Here is a 22,805-nt window from a genome sequence, read left to right on the forward strand (position 1 = left end):
AGAGCCCGCTCACACGCAACCATCGACTCCGCAAACACCGCAGACGCTTCCCACAACGCCCGACCCATGCCAACCCACTGACCACCCTGACCAGCAAAAACACCAGCCACACCACCGGAACCCGACACCAACCCCCGCACCACATCCGGAGACTCGACACCCTCGGCCACCGCACGCACACCCGCCACCAGCGCCGCACGGTCGCCACCGATCACCACCGCGCGATGCTCGAACCGCGACCGCCCCGCCGCCAGCGCCCACCCGAGGTCACCGGCCTGCCACGCCGACTCCGACGCCACCGTGTCCAGCCGCCGGGCCTGCTCCCGCAAGGCGGCTTCCGACCCAGCGGACACCACCCACGACGCCGGCCCGCCGGAACCGGCGCCCGCCTCGGCCGGCTCCTCCTCGGGTGTCTGCTCCAGCACGACGTGCGCGTTCGTGCCGCTCATCCCGAACGACGACACCGCCGCCCGCCGCGGCCGATCCGTTTCCGGCCACTCCCGCGCCTTGGTCAGCAGTTCCACCGCGCCCGCGGACCAGTCGACCTCCGCCGACCGCTCCCCGACGTGCAACGTCGCCGGCAGCACCCCATGCCGCAACGACTCGACCATCTTGATCACGCCGGCCACACCGGAAACGGCCTGCGTGTGGCCGATGTTCGACTTCACCGAACCCAGCCACAGCGGCTCGCCCCCGAGCCGGTCCTGCCCGTACGTCGCCAGCAACGCCTGCGCCTCGATCGGATCGCCCAGCTTCGTGCCCGTCCCGTGGGCCTCGACGGCGTCCACCTCGGCCGCCGAAAGCCCGGCACTCGCCAGCGCGTCGCGGATCACCCGTTCCTGCGAAGGACCATTCGGTGCCGTGAGCCCGTTGGACGCACCATCCTGGTTCACCGCCGAACCCCGCACCACCGCCAGCACCCGATGCCCGTTGCGACGCGCATCCGACAGCCGCTCCAGCAGCACGACCGCGGCACCCTCGCCCCAGCCGATCCCGTCGGCCGCGTCGGAAAACGCCTTGCACCGGCCGTCGACCGCCAGCCCGCGCTGACGCGCGAACGCCACGAATCCCGACGGGGTGGCGAGAATCGCGGCCCCACCCGCCAGGGCGAGCGAGCAGTCGTTCTGCCGCAGGGACTGGATGGCCGTGTGCATCGCGACGAGCGACGAAGAGCAGGCCGTGTCGACCGACACGGCCGGTCCCTCGAGCCCGAGGACGTAGGCGATGCGGCCGGACATCACGCTGCCCGTGCCGCCGGTCAGCGCGTACGCCTCCCCGCCCGGCACGCCCATCAGCGCCGCGGTGTGTTCGAGCGCCGCGCCGCCGACGAACACCCCGGTCCGGCTGCCCCGCAACGACAACGGCGCGATCCCCGCCCGCTCCACCGCTTCCCACGAGATCTCGAGCAGCAACCGCTGCTGCGGATCCATCATCGAGGCCTCGCGCGGCGAAATGCCGAACACCGACGGGTCGAAGTTGCCCGCGCCGCGCAGGAACGCGCCCTGCGTCGTGTACGTGGTGCCCGACCGGTCCGGGTCGGCGTCGTACAGCGCGGCCAGGTCCCAGCCGCGGTCGGTCGGGAACGGGCCGACCGCGTCCACCTCGTCGACGACCAGCTGCCACAGCTGCTCAGGCGTGTCGGCCCCGCCCGGCAGCCGGCAGGCCATACCGACCACGGCGATCGGCTCGCGCTGCCGCTCCTGGCTCTCCTTCAGCCGCTGACGCGTCTGCTGCAGGTCGGTCGTCACGCGCTTGAGGTAGGTGCGCAGCTTGTCCTCGGTCATGCTTCCTCATTCCGGGGTGATGGTCGCGTAAGCGGGGACGGGTCAGGACACACCCAGGTCGTGATCGATGAAGTCGAAGATCTCGTCGTCGGACGCGGTGTCGAGGTCGACGTCGGCGTCCGGGTCCTCGCCGGGGCCGTCGAGCGCGGCCAGGAGCTCCCGCAGCCGCCGGGCGACGTCGTCCCGCGCCGCGCCGAGGCCCGGCAGCGCGCCGGCGATCCGGTTGAGCTCGCGGGCGACGTCCACGAAGTCGGTGAGCGACTGCTCGGCCGGCACGAGTCGCGCGAGCACGAACCGCGCCAACGCCGCGGGTGTCGGGTGGTCGAACACGAGCGTGGCCGGCAGGACGAGCCCGGTCTCGGCACCCAGGCGCGTGCGCAGTTCGACCGCCGTGAGCGAGTCGAACCCGAGCTCCGCCAGTGCCCGGTCGTCGGCGATGGCGTCCGGCGAGTCGTATCGCAGCACCGCGGCGAGATGCTTGCGGACGAGGCCGAGCAGCACCGCGTGACGCTCGGCCTCCAGCAGACCGGCGAGGCGCTCGCGCAGCTCGTCTCCGGTCGAGGTGTCCGCTGTGGTCTCGGCCTGCTCCCTCAGCACGGCGGCGACCTCGGGGATGTCCTCGATCAGCGGACGGCGCCGCGCCATCGTGTAAGCCGGGGTGAACCGGGCCCAGTCCATATCGGACACCGTCAACGCCGTCTCACCGCTGGCCACGGCCTCGGCCATCGCCGCCACGGCCAGCTCGGGGTCCATCATCCGCAGGCCCAGCCGCGTCAGTGCCTCGGCCGCGCCTTCGTTGTCCTGCAGCATGCCGCCGGATCCCCACGCGCCCCAGGCGATCGCCGTGGCCGGCAGACCGCGGGCCCGCCGCTGCTCCGCCAGCCCGTCCAGGAACGCGTTGCCGGCGGCGTAGGCGCCGTTGCCCGCGCTGCCCCATACCGCCGAGCCCGACGAGAAGAGCACGAAGGCGTCGAGGTCGAGATCCGCGGTCAGCTCGTCGAGGTTCCGCGCGCCCGCGACCTTCCCGAGCGTCGCCTCGGCGAGATCGTCCGGGGTGAGGCCGGCAGTGGGCCCGTAGCTGGCGACACCGGCGGCATGGACAACGGCGGTGAGCTCATCCGAAAGGCCGGCCACAACTTCCGCCAGCGCATCCCGATCGGCCACGTCACAGCGGACCACCGAAACCACGGAACCCACCGAATCCGGCTCGCTCACGGCGTCGGCACCGCGGCGCGACACCAGCACTACCCGGTCGGCGCCGTTCGCGACGAGCCAGCGGGTGAGGTGCGAGCCCACGCCACCGGTCCCGCCGGTGACCAGCACCGTCCCTCGCGGGGTCCACGTCCCGGGGCCGCCCGCGCCGCGCACGAGCCGGCGCGCCCACACGCCCGATGCTCGCACCGCGACCTGGTCCTCACCGGAGGTGAGCACGCCCAGCACCCGACGGGCGGTGTGCTCGTCCGGCGCGGCCGGGAGATCCACCAGGCCGCCCCAGGACCGGGGGTTCTCGAGCCCGTGCACCTGCCCGAGGCCCCAGCTCTCGCGCTGGCCGGCCGACACCGGCTCGGCGTCGTCGACCGCGACCGCGCCCCGGGTGAACAGCCACACCGGCACCTCGATCTCCAGCGCCCCCAACGCCTGCGTCACCGCGACGGTGCCGGCGAGACCGGCGGGGACCACGGGGTGCCGGGTCAGCGGACGTTCGTCCAGCGGCGTCAGGCAGAGGACACCGGTCAGGTCGCCGGCCTGGTTCCCGTGCCGCGCCAGGGCGTCCGTGATGTCCTCGGCAATCCGCTCCCGGGTCGCCTCGGCCTCGGCCGGCACGACGAAGCCGTCGAGGCCTTCGGCGAGCAGTGCGTCGACCGTGCTCTGCTCGGCGGCCGGAGCGACGACGAGCCAGGTTCCCGACGGCCTCGCCGGTCGGTCTCCGGTCTGCCGTTTCCAGGTGAGGCGGTAGCGCCACGCGTCGAGGCGCTCGCTGCGCCGGCGCCCTTCGTGCCACTGCGCCAGCACCGGCAAGGCCTGCCCCCAGAACTCCGCCGGCGGGTCGCCGCCGAGGACTTCCGCGAACGCGGGCACGTCGTGCTTCTCCACCGCGGACCAGAACGCGTCGTCCGCCGCGCCGCCCGCGGCCGTGGTCCGCGGGGTGAGCCAGAAGTGCTGGTGCTGGAACGGATACGTCGGCAGTTCGAGCAGGTACGCCGGCCGAGGCGTCGGTTGGGGCAACGTGAGGTCGATCCCCTTGACGTAGGCCGTGGCCACGGCGGTGAGCCACTGGCGGTGGTCGCCGTTGTCGCGGGTGAGGGTGGTGAGCACGGTGGCCGGTGCCCCGGACTCGTACGTGGTGTCTTCGACGGCAGCGCTCAGCACGGGGTGGGCGCTGATCTCGAGGAACCGGCTGAACCCACTCTCGGCGACGGCGGTGATCGCGTCGGCGAACCGCACGGTGGAGCGCAAGTTCTGCACCCAGTAGTCCGCGTCGAGGGTGGTCGTGTCGATGCGTTGCCCGGTGACACTGGAGACCATCGGGATGACCGAGGTCTGCGGGGTGATTCCCTTCAGCGCGGTACGCAGTTCGTCGGCGATCGTGTCGACCTGGGCCGAGTGCGAGGCGTAGTCCACCGGAATCCGACGCGCCCGCGCGCCTTTGGCCGCGCAGTGCGCGACCAAGGTTTCGAGTTCGCCGACCGGCCCGGACACGATCACCGCGGCCGGGCTGTTCACCGCGGCAACGCCGACACCGGCCAGGCCCAACGTGCTGATCGCTTCCTCGACCCGCTCGGCCGGCCACGCGATCGACCCCATCGTGCCCAGCCCGGACAAGGACCGTTCGATCAAGCCCGATCGCACCGCGACGACCCGTGCCGCGTCGTCGAGGCTCAGCGCCCCGGCAACACACGCGGCCGCGATCTCCCCTTGCGAATGGCCCACCACCACGGCCGGAACCACACCCACGTCCGCCCACAGCGCCGCGAGCGAGGTCGCCACCGCCCATGACACGGGCTGCACCACCGAGACCCGGCCCATCGCCACCGGATCGTCCAGCACGTCGGACAACGACCAGTCGACCCACGGAGCAAGAGCCCGTTCACAGGCGGCCATCGACTCCGCGAACACCGGCGACGCTTCCCACAGCGCCCGGCCCATGCCGACCCACTGGCCGCCCTGCCCAGCGAAAATCCCGGCCACACCACCGGAACCCGACACCGTCCCGCGCACCACATCCGGAGACTCGGCGCCCTCGGCCACCGCGGACAATCCCGCCGGCATCGACGTCCGGTCACCGATCACCACCGCACGATGCTCGAACCGCGACCGCCCCACCGAGAGCGTGTGCGCGACCGCCACCTCCGAAACATCCGGATGTGAAGCCAGATGCGCGGACAGCCGCCCGGCCTGACCGGCCAGCGCCGCGTCCGTCACCCCCGACAACGGCACCAGCACCACACCGTCCGACGGCTCGGAAACCACCGGCTCTTCCTCAAGAGCCTGCTCCAGCACCACGTGCGCGTTCGTCCCGCTCATGCCGAACGACGACACCCCCACCCGCCGGGGGCGGCCCGTCGCCGGCCACTCTCGGGCCTCCGTGAGCAATTCCACCGCGCCCGACGACCAGTCCACCTCTCCCGACGGCGCGTCGACGTGCAGCGTCGCCGGCAACCTTCCGTGCCGCAGCGCCGCCACGGCCTTGATCACTCCCGCCACGCCCGCGGCGGCCTGCGTGTGGCCGAGGTTCGACTTGAGCGAACCCAGCCACAGCGGCTCACCACCGAGCCGGTCGCGCCCGTAGGTCGCCAGCAGCGCCTCGACCTCGATCGGGTCCCCGAGTTTCGTGCCGGTCCCGTGCCCTTCGACCGCGTCCACTTCGGACGGTTCAAGGCCGGCAGCGGCCAGCGCGTCCCGGATCACCCGCTCCTGCGAAGGACCGTTCGGTGCCGTCAGACCATTGGACGCACCATCCTGGTTCACCGCCGAACCCCGCACCACCGCCAGCACCCGATGCCCATTGCGACGCGCATCCGACAGCCGCTCCAGAACGAGCACACCGACGCCTTCCGCCCAGCCGGTCCCGTCGGCGGCGGAGGAGAACGCCTTGCACCGGCCGTCCGCGGCCAGCCCGCCCTGCCGCGAGAACTCGACGAAGTTGCCCGGCGTCGACATCACGGCGACCCCACCGGCCAGAGCCAGGTCGCACTCACCGCCGCGCAACGCCTGCGCCGCCAGGTGCAGCCCGACCAACGACGACGAACACGCCGTGTCCACCGAGACCGCCGGGCCCTGCAGGCCGAGGAAGTACGACAACCGTCCGGAAAGGACACTCCCGGCGGCACCGGTCAGCACGTAGCCGGAGTCGGATTCGGCGGAGTTCACCAGGACGGTCGAGTACTCCTGCACCGTCCCGCCGACGTAGACGCCGGTGCGGCTGCCGTGCAACGACAACGGATCGATCCCCGCCCGCTCCACCGCCTCCCACGACACCTCCAACAACAACCGCTGCTGCGGATCCATCGCCAACGCCTCCCGCGGCGACACCCCGAAAAACCCCGCGTCGAACCCACCCACCTCGGCAAGAAACCCGCCACGGCCACCGGCAGAACCAGGCCACGCCTCCCAGCCGCGGTCAGCCGGAAACCCCGACACAGCGTCGACCCCGTCCGACACCAGCCGCCACAGATCCTCCGGCGAGCTCACCCCGCCTGGCAGCCGGCACCCCATCCCGACCACTGCCACCGGCTCGTCGGCGACGGCCCGGGCCACGGCCGCTTCCCGTGCGGTGGTGACGCCCAGCAGCCGCTCGCGCAGCGCGTCGGCCAGCTCCGCAGGCGTCGGAAAATCGAACACGAGCGCCGCGGGCAGGGTCAGGCCGGTCGCGGTACCGAGGCGGGTCCGCAGCTCCATGGCGGTCAGCGAGTCGAACCCCTGACTGCCGAACGCGGTGCCGGCCCCGATCGAGGTAGGCCCGGGCAGGCCCAGCACCTCCGCGGCCGCGCGGCGGACCAGCTCGAGCAGGCTCATCCGCTGCTCGGCCTCCGCCATCGCCGCGAGGCGGGTCCGCAGCTCGTCGCCGGCCTCGGTGCCGGCCGGCTCCTCCTCCGCACTCAGGATTCCCACGACCTCGGGCACGCCCTCGATCAGTGGACGGCGCCGCGCCATCGTGTACGCGGGGGTGAACCGCGCCCAGTCGATCGCCGCGATCGTGCAAGTCGCCGCTCCGGACCCGACCGCCTCGCCGAGCGCGGCGAGCGCCGGCTCCGGGTCCATGGCGCGCAGGCCACGTCGCAGCAGCGCCTCGTCGTCCACGTCGGCGGCCATCCCTCCGGCCCGCCAAGGGCCCCAGGCGATCGAGGTGGCCGTGAGTCCTCGTGCTCGTCGGTGCTCGGCAAGGCCGTCGAGGTAGGCGTTCGCGCTCGCGTACGCGGCCTGACCGGCACCTCCCCAGGCGGCCGCGCCCGAGGAGAACAGCACGAACGCGTCGAGGTCGAGCTGCGCGGTCAGGTCGTGCAGGTGCCGGGCGCCCGCCGCCTTGGCCCCCGCGGCCACGGCGAAATCGGCCGCCGAGCTGCTCAGCAGATCTCGGTACTCGGCAATTCCGGCCGCGTGCACGACCGCGCGCAACGGCTGCTCGTCCGGCACTCGGGCCAGCAACGCCGTGACAGCTTCGCGGTCGGCCACGTCGCACGCCTCGATCACGACCTCGGCGCCCGCCGCGGACAGCTCCGCACGCAGTTCGCCGGCCCCGGCGGCCGCCGGTCCGCGCCGGCTCGCGAGCACCAGCCGCTCCGCGCCGTTGGCGACGAGCCAGCGGGCCACCTGCGCACCGAGGCCGCCCGTGCCACCGGTCACCAGCACCGTGCCCCGCGGCCGCCAGCCGCCCCGCCCGCGCCCCGGCCCGCCCGCTGCCCGGACCAGCCGGCGGCCGAACACCCCGGCGGCGCGGATCGCGACCTGGTCCTCGCCGCCGGTCGCGGTGAGGACCCCGGCCAGCCGGTCCAGCACCCGCTCGTCCGGATCCGCCGGGAGATCGACCAGCCCACCCCAGGACCGCGGCAGCTCCAGCCCCGCGACCTGGCCAAGACCCCACAGCTGTCGCTGCGCCGGGGAGACGACCTCGTCGGTCCGGCCGACGGCCACGGCCGACCGCGTGAGAATCCACAGTGGAGCGTCGACACCGGCCAGTGTCCCGAAGAGCGACACCGTGGTGCTCAGGCCCGAAGACAGCGCCGGGAATTCGGGATCCGCGCCCTCGGCCAGGCCGAGCAACGACAGCACACCGGCCGGGGTGAAACCGTCCAACGCCCCGGAAAGCCGGGCCGCCAGGTCCTCGGCCGACGTCGCGGACACCGTGCGCACCGTCGCGCCGTGCTCCCGAAGCGCTCCAGTCACGCGGGCCGCGAACTCGTCCTCGCCCTCGGGCAGCATCACCAGCCAGTCACCGAGCGCCCGGGCGGAGGCCACCGGCACGGGCGACCAGTCCGTGCGATACCGCCAGGACCCGAGCAGCGCGTGCCGGTCGCGGTCACGGTGCCACCGCGCGAGCGCGGGCAGCACCGGTTCCCACACCGCCGCGTCGGAGCCCAGCAGGTCCGCGAACCGCACCGGCTCGGCCTGCTCGACCGCGGCCCAGAATTCGGCATCGGCGGGCGGGTTCGGGGTTCGCGAGCCGGGTTCGCCGTCGAGCCAGTAGCGGCGGTGCCGGAACGCGTATGTCGGGAGCTCGACGGCCGAGCGCGGCCGCCCGCCGGTGAAGGCTTCCCGGTCCAGGGCCGCGCCTCGGACGTAGGCGCGCGTGACGGCGGCGTAGAGGGCGTCGACCTCACCGCGATCCCCGCGCATCCCGGCCGCGCACACCACAGCGTCGGGCTCGGTTTCCCGAAACGCCAGGCATTCCTCGGCCATCGCGGTACCGGCGCTGCCGGGTCCCAGTTCCAGGATCGTGGCGACCCCGCGGTCCACGAGCGTGCCCACGCCGTCGGCGAACCGCACGGTCTCGCGCACGTGCCGGACCCAGTAGCCCGGATCGCGCCACTGCTCCGCGGTGACGAGCGCACCGGTGAGACCCGAGACCGCGGGCAGCTGCGGGACACCGAAGGTGACCCGCTCGAGGACGGCGCGGAAGGCGTCGAGCATCGGTGCCATCAGCGGCGAGTGGAACGCGTGGCTCACCGCGAGCCGCCGGGTGCGAGCACCCTGCGCGGCGAACTGCGCGGCCACCTCCAGCACCGCCGGCTCGACGCCGGACACGACCACGGAGGCGGGCCCGTTCACCGCCGCCACGCCGACCTGGTCCCCGTGCTCGGCGAGCACGGCCCGCACCTGCTCCTCGGGCAGCCCGACGGCCACCATCGCCCCGCCGGCCGGAAGCTCCCCCATCAGCCGGGCGCGGGCCAGCACCACGGCACAGGCGTCGGCGAGCGTCCACAGCCCCGCCACGTGCGCCGCGGCCAGCTCGCCGATCGAATGGCCGAGCACCACGTCCGGCCGCACACCCCAGCTCTCGAGCAGCCGGTACAGCGCGACCTCGACCGCGAACAACGCCGGCTGGGTGTAGGTGGTGGTGCCGAGCGCCGCCGCGGCGTCCGTGCCCTCGACGGCGAAAACGACGTCGGCGAGCGGCCGGTCGAGCCCCGGCGCGAACGCCGCGCAGATCTCGTCGAACGCGGCCGCGAACACCGGGAACGCCTCGTACAGCGACCGGGCCATCCCCGGGCGCTGGGCTCCCTGTCCCGCAAAGGAAAATGCGAGCCGGCCCTCCCGCACCCGGTCGCGCACGACGCCGGGCACGACCTCGCCGCCGGCCAGGGCGCGGAGCCCGGCGAGCACGCCGGCCCGATCCCCCGCGACGACGGCGGCCCGCTCCTCGAGGCTCGCCCGGCCGGCCGCCATCGCCCGCGCGACGTCACCGGGATCGGCGTCGGGGGTGCGGCTCAGCCAGGTGGCCAGCTGCGCGGCCTGCTCGCCCAGCGCGTCACTCCCCCTGGCCGACACCAGCACCGGCGGCAGCGGGATCTGGGCCGGCTCGGCTGCCGAGGGTTCCGTGGGTTCGAAGGGTTCGGCCTGCTCGAGGACGACGTGGGCGTTGGTGCCGCTGATGCCGAACGAGGACACCCCCGCCCGGCGGACCCGGCCCGGATCCGGCCACGGCCGGTTCTCCCCCAGCAGCTCCACCGCGCCGGCCGTCCAGTCGACCTGCGAGGTGGGCCGGTCCACGTGCAGCGTCCGCGGCAGCACTCGGTGCCGCAGCGCCATCACCATCTTGATCACCCCGGCCACCCCGGCGGCGTACTGCGTGTGCCCGATGTTCGACTTGATCGAACCGATCCACAGCGGCCGGTCGCCGGAGCGGTCCTGGCCGTACGTCGCGAGCAATGCGTGGGCCTCGATCGGGTCACCGAGCCGCGTGCCGGTCCCGTGCGCCTCGACGGCGTCCACATCGGACAGTGACAGGCCCGCATCGGCGAGCGCCGCCCGGATCACCCGCTGCTGCGACGGGCCGCTCGGCGCGGTCAGGCCGTTGGAGGCGCCGTCGGAGTTCACGGCCGTGCCGCGAACCGTCGCGAGCACGCGAAGCCCCCGCCGGCGCGCGTCCGACAGCCGCATCACCGCGAGCAGCCCGACCCCCTCACCCCAGCCCGTACCGTCGGCCGCGTCGGCGAACGGCTTGCACCGCCCATTGCCCGCCGAGCCACCCTGGCCCGCGAACTCGGCGAAGATGGCCGGAGTGGACATCACCAGCACCCCGCCGGCGAGCGCGAGGTCGCACTCCCCCGACCGCAGCGACCGGGTCGCCAGGTGCAGAGCCACCAGCGAAGAAGAGCACGCGGTGTCGACCGTGACCGCGGGACCTTCCAGCCCGAGGCAGTAGGCGATCCGGCCGGACATCACGCTTCCCGGCACCCCGGTGAGCGCGTAACCCGGCGCCTGGCCGGACTCCGCGAGCAAGGCGCCGTACTCCTGCGACGCACCACCGACGAACACCCCGGCCCGGCTGCCCCGCAGGGAAACCGGGTCGACACCGGCGTGTTCCACCGCCTCCCAGGCCGCCTCCAGCAGAAGCCGCTGCTGCGGGTCCATCGTCAGCGCTTCGCGGGGCGAGATCCCGAAGAACGGCGCGTCGAACTCCCCCGCCTCGGTGAGGAAGGCGGCCTCGCGGGCCGTCGGCACGTCGAAACCGTCCCACCCGCGGTCCGCCGGGAACGCCGTCATGGCGTCCCGGCCGTCCGCGACGAGCCGCCAGAGCTCCTCCGGCCCGTGCACCCCGCCCGGGAACCGGCACGCGATCCCGACGATCGCGACGGGTTCGGCCGCGGCGGAGGCCAGGCGCTGGTTCTGCCGGCGCAGGCGCTCGTTCTCCACCAGCGACGCACGCAGGGCGTCGACGACCTCGGTGGCGGAAGTACTCATCACGGGGCTCCCACTGTTCGCCGCTGTTCCCACTGTTGCCCTCATCGGATTCCGAACTCGTCGCCGATCATGTCCAGCAGCTCCTCGGCGCTGACCGACGCCAGATCGGCGTCCGGCACCCGATCGGGCGCCGCACCCGCCGAGCGGTCTTCCAGCTGTGCCAGCAGCAGGCGCAGCCGCGCGGCCACCGCGACGTGCTCACCGCCGTCGGCGTCCGGGCCCAGCGCCACCTCTTCCAGAGCGGCGAGCGCGGTCAACGCCGGGGTGAGCACCGGGACGGGATCCAGCTTCAGCTCCGCGCGGAGGAACTCCGCCAGCGCGGCCGGGGTCGGATGGTCGAAGATCATGGTCGCGGGCAGCCGCAGACCGGTGACCTGCGTGAGGCGGTTGCGCAGTTCGAGCGCCATCAGCGAGTCGAAACCCACGGTGGCGAACGTCTTCCCGGCGCTGACCTCCGGCACGGCCAGCGCCGCCGTGGCCGCCGCCTCCGATCGGACGAGATCCACGAGCGTAGTGATTCGGTCCAATTCGGACAGTCCGGCCAGCCGGTCGCGCAGCGCCGGTCCGACGGCCGGTGCGGTGACCGCCCGGCCCGGCCGGACCAGGCCGCGCAGCAACGCCGGCACCGCTCCCGCGGGAAGCTCCTCGAGCGCACGAGTGTCCACCCGCACAGGCACGACCACCGCCTGACCCGCGCCCAAACCGCGGTCGAACAGGGCCAGGCCCTGCTCCTCCGTGAGCGGGCGCAGGCCACCACGCTCGATCCGCCGGCGGTCGGACTCGGCGAGCGCGGCCACCATGCCGCCGCTGCCTTCCCACGGGCCCCAGGCCAACGAGCACGCCGGTAGCCCGGCCTCGTGCCGCTGCTCGCAGAGCGCGTCGACCGCGGCGTTCGCGGCCGCGTAGTTGGCCTGCCCGGCCGAGCCGAGGGTGCCCGCGAGCGAGGAGAACACCACGAACGACGAGAGCGGCAGCTCCCGCGTCAGCTCGTGCAGGTGGGCGACAGCATCGACCTTCGCGCGCAGGACCTCGTCCACCTGCTCCGTGCCGAGCGTTTCGAGCACCCCGTCGCGGACCACGCCCGCCACGTGGACGACCGAGGTGAGCGGCCGCTCGGCGGGGATCGCTTCGACCAACCGCGCGAGCTGCTCGCGGTCGGTGACATCGCACGCGGCGAACCGCGCCGTCGCGCCCAGTGCGGCCAGGTCCCGGGCGAGCGCGGAGTCCGCCGCCCCGGCCGCGGACCGCGCGGCGAGCAGGAGGTGCCGCACGCCATGTTCGGCCACCAGGTGGCGGGCCACCCAGCCCCCCAGCAGACCGGTGGCTCCGGTCACGAGCACCGTGCCGGCCGCCGGGTCCGGTCCGAACGGCGCCACCGCGGCGGGTGCGTCCGCGACGGTCTTGACCAGCCGCGGTACGAGCAGCTGTCCGTCGCGCAGCGCGAACTCGGTCTCCCCTGTGGTGCGGGCGACGGCCAGCGCCCGGCCGGCCATCACGTCGTCGAGGGCTCCTTCGGAGTCGACGAGGACGAACCGGTCCGGGTGTTCCAGCCGGGCGGAGCGCAGGACACCCCAGGCGGCCGCGGCGGCCGGGTCGGGCGCGGAGTCACCGGCCCCGACCCGCACCGCGGCCGAGGTCCGGACCAGGATCGGACCGTCCGCCCGCCGTGCGCGCACGAGGCGCAGCGTCTCGTGCACCGCGTCGTGCACGCGCTCGGCGACCGTTTCTCCGGGCGCAGTTTCCCCGGGCGCGCTCTCTCCGGACGCGTCCGGCGGCACCGGAGCTTCCAGGATCCCCGGGACCGCTCCAGCCGGATCGCCCGCCTCTTCGGGTTCCGGCGCGGGCGACCAGTCCACAGTGAACAGTGCGCCGCCGGGCGTCCCGCCGCCGAGGCGGTCGAGGACGGCTTCCCGCAGCGCGAGCGCGTCGACCCGCGCGACGGGCTGCCCCGCGGCGTCGTCGAGCTGCACGGAAACCGTGTCCGGCCCGGCTTCGGTCAACCGCACGCGCAGCTCGCCCGCGCCGCGGCGGTGGACGGTGACCCCGCGCCAGGAGAACGGCAGCTGCGGCCGGCCACCCGCCGGGGCGGACGGGCGGAACGCGAGGATCTGCAGGGCGGCGTCCAGCAGAGCCGGGTGCAGGGCGAACGCCGCTTCTCCGCCGGCCACCGCGGGCGGCGCCGCGACCTCGGCGAAGATCTCGCCACCGCGTCGCCACGCCGTCCGCAGGCCTCGGAACGCCGGCCCGTAGGCGAATCCGGCCTCGGCCAGGTTCTCGTGGAACGTCGTGACGTCAACCGGGACCGCCCCGGCCGGCGGCCACGCACCGGGTGCCGCCGCCGGCGCCGGCGCGGACTCGTGCCGCAGGAAACCGCGGCCGTGCGCGGTCCACTCCCCTTCTTCCGGCCGCGCGTACACCGTCACGGCCCGCGCGCCGTCCTCGTCGGGCACGCCGACCACGACCTGCACCTGCACGCCCTCACGCGGCGGCAGCACGAGTGGCGCGGCCAGGGTGAGCTCGTCGAGGGTCTCGCAGCCCACCGCTTGTCCGGCGACCAGCGCCAGCTCCGCGAAACCGGTGGCGGGGAACAGGATCCGGCCGCCGACGACGTGGTCCGCGAGCCACGGCAGCGCGGCCGCGGACAACTCGCCGGTGAAGATCGACTCGCCGCCCGCGGCGGCGACCTCCGCCGCCAGCAACGGATGCCCGGTGCCGCGCAGCCCGGCCGAGCCGAGATCCGCGCGTGCGCCCCGTTCGTGGTCGGGCCAGTACCGGCGCCGCTGGAACGCGTACGTCGGCAGCGGAATCGTCCGCCCGCCCGTGCCGCCGAGGACCGAGGCCCAGTCGACCGCACAGCCGTGCACGTGCAGTCCGAGCACTGCGCCGAGCAGGCTCTCCACCTCGGGCCGGTCCCGGCGCGCCGCCCCCACACAGGTGAGAGCGGCAGCGGGCAGGTCGCGGTCGAGCACTTCGCCCGCGGCCGCCGCGAGCGCGCCGGAGGGACCGAGCTCCAGGACCGCCCGGACCCCGGCGCGCCCCAGGGCACTGACGCCGTCGGCGAAGCGGACGGTCCGTTCGACCTGCCGGACCCAATACCCGGGTGAGCACAGCTCGTCGGCGTCCGCGACCGCGCCGGTCACGGCGGACACGACCGGGATCCGCGGCGGCCGGTACGTCAGCTCGCCGAGCACGGCCTCGAACTCGCCGAGCATCGGCGTCATCAGCGGCGAGTGGAACGCGTGGCTGACCGCCAGCTCCCGCGCCCGGTACCCGGCCGCCTCGACGCGGACCCGGATCTCGGCAAGCGCGGGCAACGGTCCGGCCAGCACTACGGCGGCCGGGCCGTTCACCGCGGCGATCACCACGGGACCGTCGCCGAGCAGGGCGCGCACCTGGGCTTCCGGAGCGGCCACCGCCAGCATGCCGCCGCCGGCCGGCAGCGCCTGCATCAGCCGGCCGCGGGCGACGACCATCGCGGCCGCATCGGCCAGGCTCAGCACGCCGGCGACATGCGCGGCCGTGATCTCGCCGACCGAGTGCCCGAGCACGTAGTCCGGCGTGACGCCCCACGACTCGACCAGCCGGTACAGCGCCACCTCGACCGCGAACAACGCCGGCTGGGCCACGGCCGTGCGGTCCAGTTCCGCCGCGTCAGCGCGGAAAACCAGCTCCCGCAGCGACGCGCCCATCGGCTCGTCGACCTGTGCGCAGACCTCGTCGAAGGCCGCCGCGAACACCGGGAACGTGTCGTAGAGCTGCGCGCCCATCCCGGGCCGCTGGGCGCCCTGGCCGGAGAACACGAAGGCCGGACCGCCGGTCGCCGAGGTGCCCGCGAAGATCTCTCGCGGCGCCTCACCGGCGGCGTACCCCGCCAGAGCCGCGAGCGCGGCCGTCCGGTCGGCGGCGAGCAGGCCGAGCCGGCAGGCGAGCGGGCCGCGGCTGGTGGCCAACGACCATGCGACATCCACAGAGGACAGTTCCGGGTTCCGCTCCAGGTACTCGTGCAGCCGGTGGGCCTGAGCCCGAAGCGCGGTCTCGTCGTGTCCGGAAAGAACCCAGGGCAGGGCCGGCAGCGTGGTCACTGCTTCCGGGCCCGCAGGGGCGGCGAGATCGGGCGCCTGTTCGAGGATGACGTGGGCGTTGGTTCCGCTGATCCCGAAGGAGGACACCGCCGCACGCCGCCGGTCTCCGGCCCACGGCTGCGCGGTCGTGAGGAGCTCGACCGCACCGTCGGTCCAGTCCACGAACGGCGTGGGTTCGGTCAGGTGCAAGGTCTTCGGCAGCACGCCCTCGGTGAGCGCGTGCACCATCTTGATCACCCCGCCGACCCCCGCCGCGGCCTGGGAATGGCCGATGTTCGATTTCAGCGAGCCGAGCCGCAGCGGCCCGGTGCCCGCGCGGTCCTGGCCGTACACCGCGAGAACCGCCTGGGCCTCGATCGGGTCCCCGAGCACGGTGCCGGTGCCGTGCGCCTCGACCGCGTCCACATCGGACGGGTCGAGGCCCGCGTCGGCGAGCGCCGCCCGCATCACGCGCTGCTGCGCGGGGCCGCTGGGCGCGGTCAGCCCGTTCGACGCGCCGTCCTGGTTGATCGCGGAACCCCGCAGCACGGCGAGCACCCGGTGCCCGGCGCGGCGGGCGGCCGAAAGCCGCTCCAGCACCAGCACGCCCGCGCCCTCCGACCAGCCGGTGCCGTCGGCCGAGGCGTCGAAGGCCTTGCACCGGCCGTCTTCCGCGAGCCCGCCCTGCTTGGCGAAGTCGTCGAACAGGAACGGGCCGGCCATGATCGCGACGCCCCCCGCCAGCGCGAGGTCGCACTCACCCGAGCGCAGCGACCGCGCCGCCATGTGCAGGGCGACCAGCGACGAGGAACAGGCGGTGTCCACGGTGACCGCCGGGCCTTCGAGTCCCAGCGCGTAGGAGACGCGGCCCGACACGACGCTCGTCGACGTCCCGGTGACGCCGTAGCCGGTCATGTTCTCCGAGCCGGGCGCGAACAGCGTGGCGTACCCCTGGGCGGAGGCACCGACGAACACCCCCGTCTTGCTGCCCCGCAATGAACTGGGAGCGACTCCGGCCCGCTCGATCGCCTCCCAGGAGATCTCGAGCAGCACGCGTTGCTGCGGATCCATGGTCAGTGCTTCGCGGGGCGTGATCGAGAAGAAGCCGGCGTCGAACGAAGCGGCCTCGGTGAGGAACCCACCGGCCCGCTCCGGCCCGGTCCAGCCGCGGTCGGCCGGGAAACCGCCGACCGCGTCGCGCTCGTCGAGCACGAGCTGCCACAGCTCGTCGGGCGAGGCGACCCCGCCGGGATACCGGCACGCCATGCCCACGATCACCACCGGATCGTCCACTTCGGACACCACCGGTGTGGCCCGCACCGGCACGGCGGGCGCGGCCGGGGTGTCACCGAGCAGCTCTGTGTGGAGGAACTCGGTGAGCTCGTCCGGTGTCGGGTGGTCGAAAACGAGGGTCACGGGGAGTTTGAGCGCGGTGGCCGTAGTGAGGCGGTTGCGGAACTCCACGGCCGTGAGGGAGTCGAAACCGAGCTCCTTGAACGCGCGGTCCGCGCCGATCGCGTCGGCGTCGCCGTACCCGAGCACGGTGGCGGCGTTGTCCCGCACAAGGGCGAGCACACTCCGGCGGCGCTCGCCCTCGGTCATGGCGGCGAGCCGGTCGCGCAGTGATTCCTCGCCGGCCGAGGCGGTGGCACGGATCCGCCGGCGCTCCGGCCGGCGCACAAGGGCCCGCAGCATCGCGGGTACCGGTTCGGTCGACGAGGCGAGTCGTCCGACGTCCAGCTTCGCCGGGACGAGGAACGGTTCGCCGGTGCGCAGCGCCAGGTCGAACAGCGCGAGACCCTCCTCTGTGGACAGCGGCAGCACGCCACCCCGGCTGAGCCGGCTCATGTCCACCTCGTCCAGGTGCGCCGACATTTCGCTGCGCTGCTCCCAGAAACCCCAGGCGAGGGAAAGCGACGGCAGGCCCTGAGCCCGGCGGTGCTGCGCCAGCGCGTCGAGCATCGCGTTCGCCGCCGCGTAGTTGGCCTGCCCCGGACCGCCCATCGTCGCGGCCAGGGAGGAAAAGGTGATGAGGGTCGGCGGAGGCCGGTGGCCGTGGTGGTGGATCGTCAGCGCCGGCGTGACTTTGGGGTGCGCCGTGGTGGTGAGGGTGGCGGGAGTCTGAGTGTGGAAGGGGGTGTCGAGGAGGGCGGCCGCGGTGTGGACGATCGCCGTGAGGTCGTCGGTACCGGCGATGAGGCCGGTGAGCGTCTCCGGGTCGGTGACGTCGGCGGCGGTGATGGTGACCGTGGTGCCGAGTTGTTCGAGGTCGTGTTCGAGCGCGGTGGCGCCGGGAGCGGCGCGGCCGCGGCGGGAGACCAGGTGCAGGTGCGGGGTGCGGTGGTGGGTCGCGAGGTGGCGGGCCAGCAACGAGCCGAGGGTGCCGGTGCCACCGGTGATGAGCACGGTCCCTGACAGCGGATCGGCGGCCGGCATGGTCAGCACCGCTTTGCCCGTGAGGGTGGCCTGTGCGAGGTGGCGGAACGCGGTCCGGGCCTGGCGGACGTCGTAGGCGGTGACCCGCGGAGGAGTGAGCTGCCCTTCGCCGAACAGGGCGGTCAGCCGCTTCAGGAGGGTGTGGGTGTCGTCCGGAGTCAGGTCGCGCAGATCGTAGGCCTGGTAACGGATCCCCGGGTAGCCGGTGTGGACGGTGCCGGGATCGCGCCGGTCGGTTTTGCCGAGCTCCAGGAAAAAGCCGCCGGGGGCGACGAGACGCAGGCCGGCGTCGGTGAGCTCACCGGTCAGGCAGTTGAGGACGAGGTCCACCCCCCGGCCCTGCGTCGCGGCTCGCACCTCATCCTCGAAATCCGCGGTCCGGGAGTTGAACACCCGCTCCGCCGGGACACCGGCCGCGATGACGGCGGCGTGTTTGCCGGGGCTGGCGGTGGCGTACACCGTGGCCCCCGAATGGCGCGCGATCTGCACGGCTGCGGTCCCCACGCCACCCGCGGCGGCGTGGATCAGCACCGTCGAACCCGGCCCGATCTTCGCGAGCTCCGTCAGGCCCAGGTACGCGGTCAGGTAGGCGACGGGGACCGACGCCGCTTCCACCCAGCCCCAGCCCTCCGGAACCCCCACGAGGTACCGCTCGTCGGTGGTCCCGATCGGACCGAACGTCTCCGTGCTCAGGCCGAGCACGCGGTCTCCGACCGCGACCGACGTGACCTCGTCGCCGATCTCGAGGACCTCACCGGCCACCTCACCGCCGAGGCCGGTCAGCCCCGGCACGAGGTTCAACGCGACCACGACGTCCTTGAAGTTGATGCCGGCCGCGTGGATCCGCAGCCGGACCGCGCGCGGCCCGAGCGGTGCCAGCGCCTCCGGGTACGGCAGGAGCTCCAGTCCTTCGAAGGTGCCCGGCCGGGTGTTCGTGAGCCGCCACGCGGCTTCGCCCGCCGGCGGCAGCAGCTTCTGCCCGGGGTCCCAGTTCACGAGCCGCGGCACGAGCAAAGCCCCACCACGCAAGGCGAGCTGATCTTCTCCGGTGCCGAGCGCGCCGGGCAGTGCGGCGAGCGACTCGGCCGTGTCGTCGAGGTCCGCGAGCACGAGCCGGCCCGGGTGTTCCGACTGCGCCGACCGCACGAGGCCCCAGACACCGGCGGCACCGGGATCGGGCACGTCCTCGTCCGTCACGCCGACGCCGCCGCGGGTGACGAGCACCAGCCGGGTATCGGCGAAGGCCTCGTCCGCGAGCCACGTCTGTACGAACTCCAGCGCGGATTCGGCCGGTTGCCAAGGAATTTCACCCGGTCCGGCCGGTGCGATCCGGTGCAGGACGTGGCCGCCGGCCGGGAGTGCGGCGGTAACGCCGGCGAGGTCCGCGACCACGACCGCGCCGTCGGGCGAGGGGCAGTCGCCGAGCACGGCGACCGACACCGGTTCCGCGATCGGCATCGGCTGCCAGCGAACCTGGTACAGCGAATCGGCCCGGTCCGGCCGGGCGGTGTCGCGCAGTGGGCGGACCACCAGCGATTCCGCGGTGAGGACGGGAAGCCCGGTTTCGTCGAACAGCTCGACCGACGCCGAGTCGTCGTCACGCGCGGTCATCCGCACTCGCAGCCGGCCGGCCCCGGCGGCGTGCAGCTGGACACCCGTCCACGTGAACGGCAGCCGCACGCCGTCCTGGCCGGAGCCGAGCACGTACATCGCGTGCAGGGCGGAGTCGAACAACGCCGGGTGGATGCCGAACCCGTCGACCGGCAGGTCCGCGCCGAGGCTCACCTCCGCGAAGACTTCCCGGCCGCGGTGCCACAATGCCGACAGGGCACGGAACTGCGGGCCGTACCCGTAGCCGGACCCGGTCATCCGCTCGTAGTGCGCACCGACATCGACAGTATCCACATCGGACGGTGGCCATTGCCCCGGCGGCAGCGCGGCCGTCGCGGCACCGGGGGCGGTGACGGTGCCTGCGGCGTGCCGGGTCCACACGGGATCGAGCCCGGTACCGGCCGGGCGCGAGTAGACACCGATCGCCCGCTGCCCCGACTCGTCCGGGGCTTCCACCCGCACCTGCACGAACACCCCGGCCCCGTCGGGCACGACCAGGGGCGTGTGCAGCACGAGCTCCTCCAGACGGCCGGCGCCGACCTGGTCGCCCGCGAAGATCGCGAGTTCCACCAACCCGGTGCCCGGGAAGATCACGTCGTTGCCGACGCGGTGGCCCGCCAGCCACTCGTGGGTCCGCACCGAGATCCGCCCGCTGAGCACGATCCCGTCGCCGTCGGCCAGCCGGACCAGTGCGCCGAGCATCGGGTGCTCGGCCGCGTCCAGCCCCGCGGCCGACACGTCTGCGGTCTCCGCGCGCACGTCCGACCAGTGCCGGCTCCGCTGGAACGCGTACGTCGGCAGGTCGATCCGCGGCCGCGCACCACCGAAGACCCGGTCCCAGTCAAGCGCGACGCCGTTCGCGTTCGCCTGCGCGACCGACCGCAGCAGCCGGGCGAGCTCACCCTCGTCCCGGCGGAGGCTGCTGACCACCCGCGCCGTCACGCCGGCGTCGTCGATGGTCTGCTGCAGCGACAACGCGAGCAACGGGTGCGGGCTCATCTCGAGAAAATGCCGGTGGCCGTCGGCCAGCAGCTCGCGCACGGCGCCCTCGAACGCGACGGGCTCCCGCATGTTGCGGTACCAGTAGGTGTGGTCCAGCTCCGTGGTGTCGAGCGGCCCCGCGGTCACCGTCGAGTAGAAAGCCACCGTGCCGGACACCGGCGCCACCGGCGCCAGCACGTCGAGGATGTGGTCGCGCACCACCTCGACCCCACGCGAATGTCCTGCCGCACCACCGATCCCGTGGAGCCGGCGCGCACGGATCCCATCCGCGAGGCACGCCTCGACGAACTCGTCGCACGCCTGCGCCTCACCGGCCACCGCGCACGATTGCGGACTGTTCTTCGCGGCCACCGAAAGCCGGTCGCCCCACTTCTCGATCCGGGCCTCGGCCTCGGCGGGCGACAACAGAGCCGACGCCATCCCGCCCTTGCCCTCCAAGGGAACCCACGCCTTGCTGCGCAGCACCACCACGCGGACGGCGTCGGTGAGCGAGAGCCCGCCGCTGAGATAGGCCGCCGCGATCTCGCCCTGCGAATGGCCGACGACGGCGTCCGGCACCACACCCAGCGAACGCCAGACCTCGGCCAGCGACACCATCATGGTGAACAGGACCGGCTGGATCACGTCGATCCGGTCGAGCGAGGCGGCGCCCGGCTCGTCACGCAGCACGTCGAGCACGCGCCAGTCGACCAGCCGCTCGATCTCCCGGGCGCACCGCTGCGCCGACTCGGCGAACACCTCCGAGGACTCCAGGAGGTGCCGGCCCATCCCCCGCCACTGCGAGCTCTGGCCAGGGAAGACGAACACGACCTTGCCCCCGACGGCCGTGCCGTCGACCACACCGTCCGCGCGGCCGCCGCTCGCGATCGCGTCCAGCCCGCGCAGCAGGCCTTCGCGGTCCTCGCCCACCACGGCGGCGCGGTGTTCGAGAGCCGTCCTCGTGGTCGCGAGCGCGAACCCGAGATCCGCCACGTCGAGGTCCGCGTCCGCACGGACCCGGGCGGCCACCCGCTCGGCCTGCCCGCGCAGCGCGGCCGGTGAGTGCGCGGACAGCACCCACGGCAGCAACGCGGGGGCCGGGCCGGCGACCGGCGTCTGGCCGGCCGGTGCCTCCTCGAGCACGACGTGCGCATTGGTCCCGCTGATGCCGAACGACGACACCCCGGCGCGGCGCACCGAACGCGGCCCGTCTTCGGCGACCGGCCACGGACGGGCGTGCGTGAGCAGCTCGACGGCACCGGAATCCCAGTTCACGAACGGAGTCCGCTCGTCGGCGTGCAGGGTCCGGGGCAGCTCGCGGCGGCGCAGCGCCTCGACCATCTTGATCACCCCGGCCACCCCGGACGCGGCCTGCGTGTGGCCGAGGTTCGACTTCACCGAGCCCAGCCACAGCGGGTCGGCCGGTGTGTGGGCCTGGCCGTAGGTGGCGAGCAGCGCGTCCGCTTCGATCGGATCGCCGAGTTTCGTGCCGGTGCCGTGTGCCTCGACAGCCGTCACGTCGGCCGGCGTCAGCCCGGCCTGCGCCAGCGCAGCGCGGATCACCCGCTGCTGCGCGGGGCCGTTCGGGGCGGTCAGGCCGTTCGACGCGCCATCCTGATTCACCGCGCTCCCGCGCACCACGGCCAGCACGGGATGGCCCAGCCGCCGGGCGTCGGACAGCCGTTCCACGAGCAGCACACCGGCGCCCTCGCTCCAGCCCGCGCCGTCGGCGTCGGCCGAGAAGGCCTTGCACCGCCCGTCCTGGCCGAGCGCGCGCTGGCGCGACAGCGCGACGAGGACCGCGGGGGTCGACATCACCGTGGCACCACCGGCGAACGCGAGATCGCATTCACCGGTGCGCAAGGCCTGAACCGCGAGGTGCAGCGCCACGAGCGACGACGAGCACGCGGTGTCCACGGTGACCGCCGGGCCCTCCAGCCCGAGCACGTACGACACCCGGCCGGACAGGACGCTGTTCGCGATGCCGGTCGCGGCGTACCCGTCGATGCCGATCTCCGACGACGCCAGCAGCGTCGCGTAGTCCTGTTGCGACACTCCGGCGTACACCCCGGTGCGGCTGCCGCGCAACGCGTCCGCGGTAAGGCCGGCCTGTTCCACGGCCTCCCAGCAGGATTCCAGCAGGAGCCGCTGCTGGGGGTCCATCGCGGTCGACTCGCGGGGCGAGATCCCGAAGAACCCGCCGTCGAACTCCGCCACATCGGTCAGGAAGCCGCCTTCACGCACGTAGCACGTGCCGGGGTTGTCCGGGTCGGGATCGTAGAGCGCGTCCAGATCTCCCCACCCGCGGTCGTCCGGGAGCGGCCCGATCACGTCGACGCCCTCGGAGACCGTGCGCCACAGATCGGCGGGCGACTTGATCCCGCCCGGGTAACGGCACGCCATGCCGATGACGGCGATCGGCTCGGTGGCTCCGTCCTCCAGCTCGGCCAGCCGCTGCCGGGTCCGGTGCAGGTCGGTCGTGACCCACTTCAGGTAGTCCCGGAGCTCCTGCTCATCGGCCATCGAAAGC

Annotated in this window: 3 protein-coding genes; all 3 read right to left on the reverse strand. The window is 73.7% G+C overall.

Annotation, left to right across the window (positions count from 1 at the left end; genetic code table 11):
- The coding region (locus AB0H62_RS49555) for a type I polyketide synthase (protein WP_360592849.1) at positions 1-1,784 on the reverse strand (1,784 nt) is incomplete at its 3' end.
- 42 nt (positions 1,785-1,826) lie between these two features.
- Entirely contained in the window at positions 1,827-11,186 is a 9,360-nt protein-coding gene (locus AB0H62_RS49560; RefSeq protein WP_220238837.1) for a type I polyketide synthase, read from the reverse strand.
- Positions 11,187-11,227: 41 nt separating this feature from the next.
- Positions 11,228-22,798: an SDR family NAD(P)-dependent oxidoreductase gene (locus AB0H62_RS49565; RefSeq protein WP_360592850.1), complete on the reverse strand. Its 11,571-nt coding sequence runs from the start codon at positions 22,796-22,798 to the stop codon at positions 11,228-11,230.
- Positions 22,799-22,805 lie beyond the last annotated feature (7 nt).

This window comes from Amycolatopsis sp. NPDC050768 (genome assembly GCF_040654155.1).
Lineage (GTDB): Bacteria > Actinomycetota > Actinomycetes > Mycobacteriales > Pseudonocardiaceae > Amycolatopsis.

Excerpts from the sequence above, each read along its gene's own strand:
- AB0H62_RS49560 (WP_220238837.1), bottom strand. The coding sequence starts at position 11,186 with ATGAGTACTTCCGCCACCGAGGTCGTCGACGCCCTGCGTGCGTCGCTG.
- AB0H62_RS49565 (WP_360592850.1), bottom strand. The coding sequence starts at position 22,798 with ATGGCCGATGAGCAGGAGCTCCGGGACTACCTGAAGTGGGTCACGACC.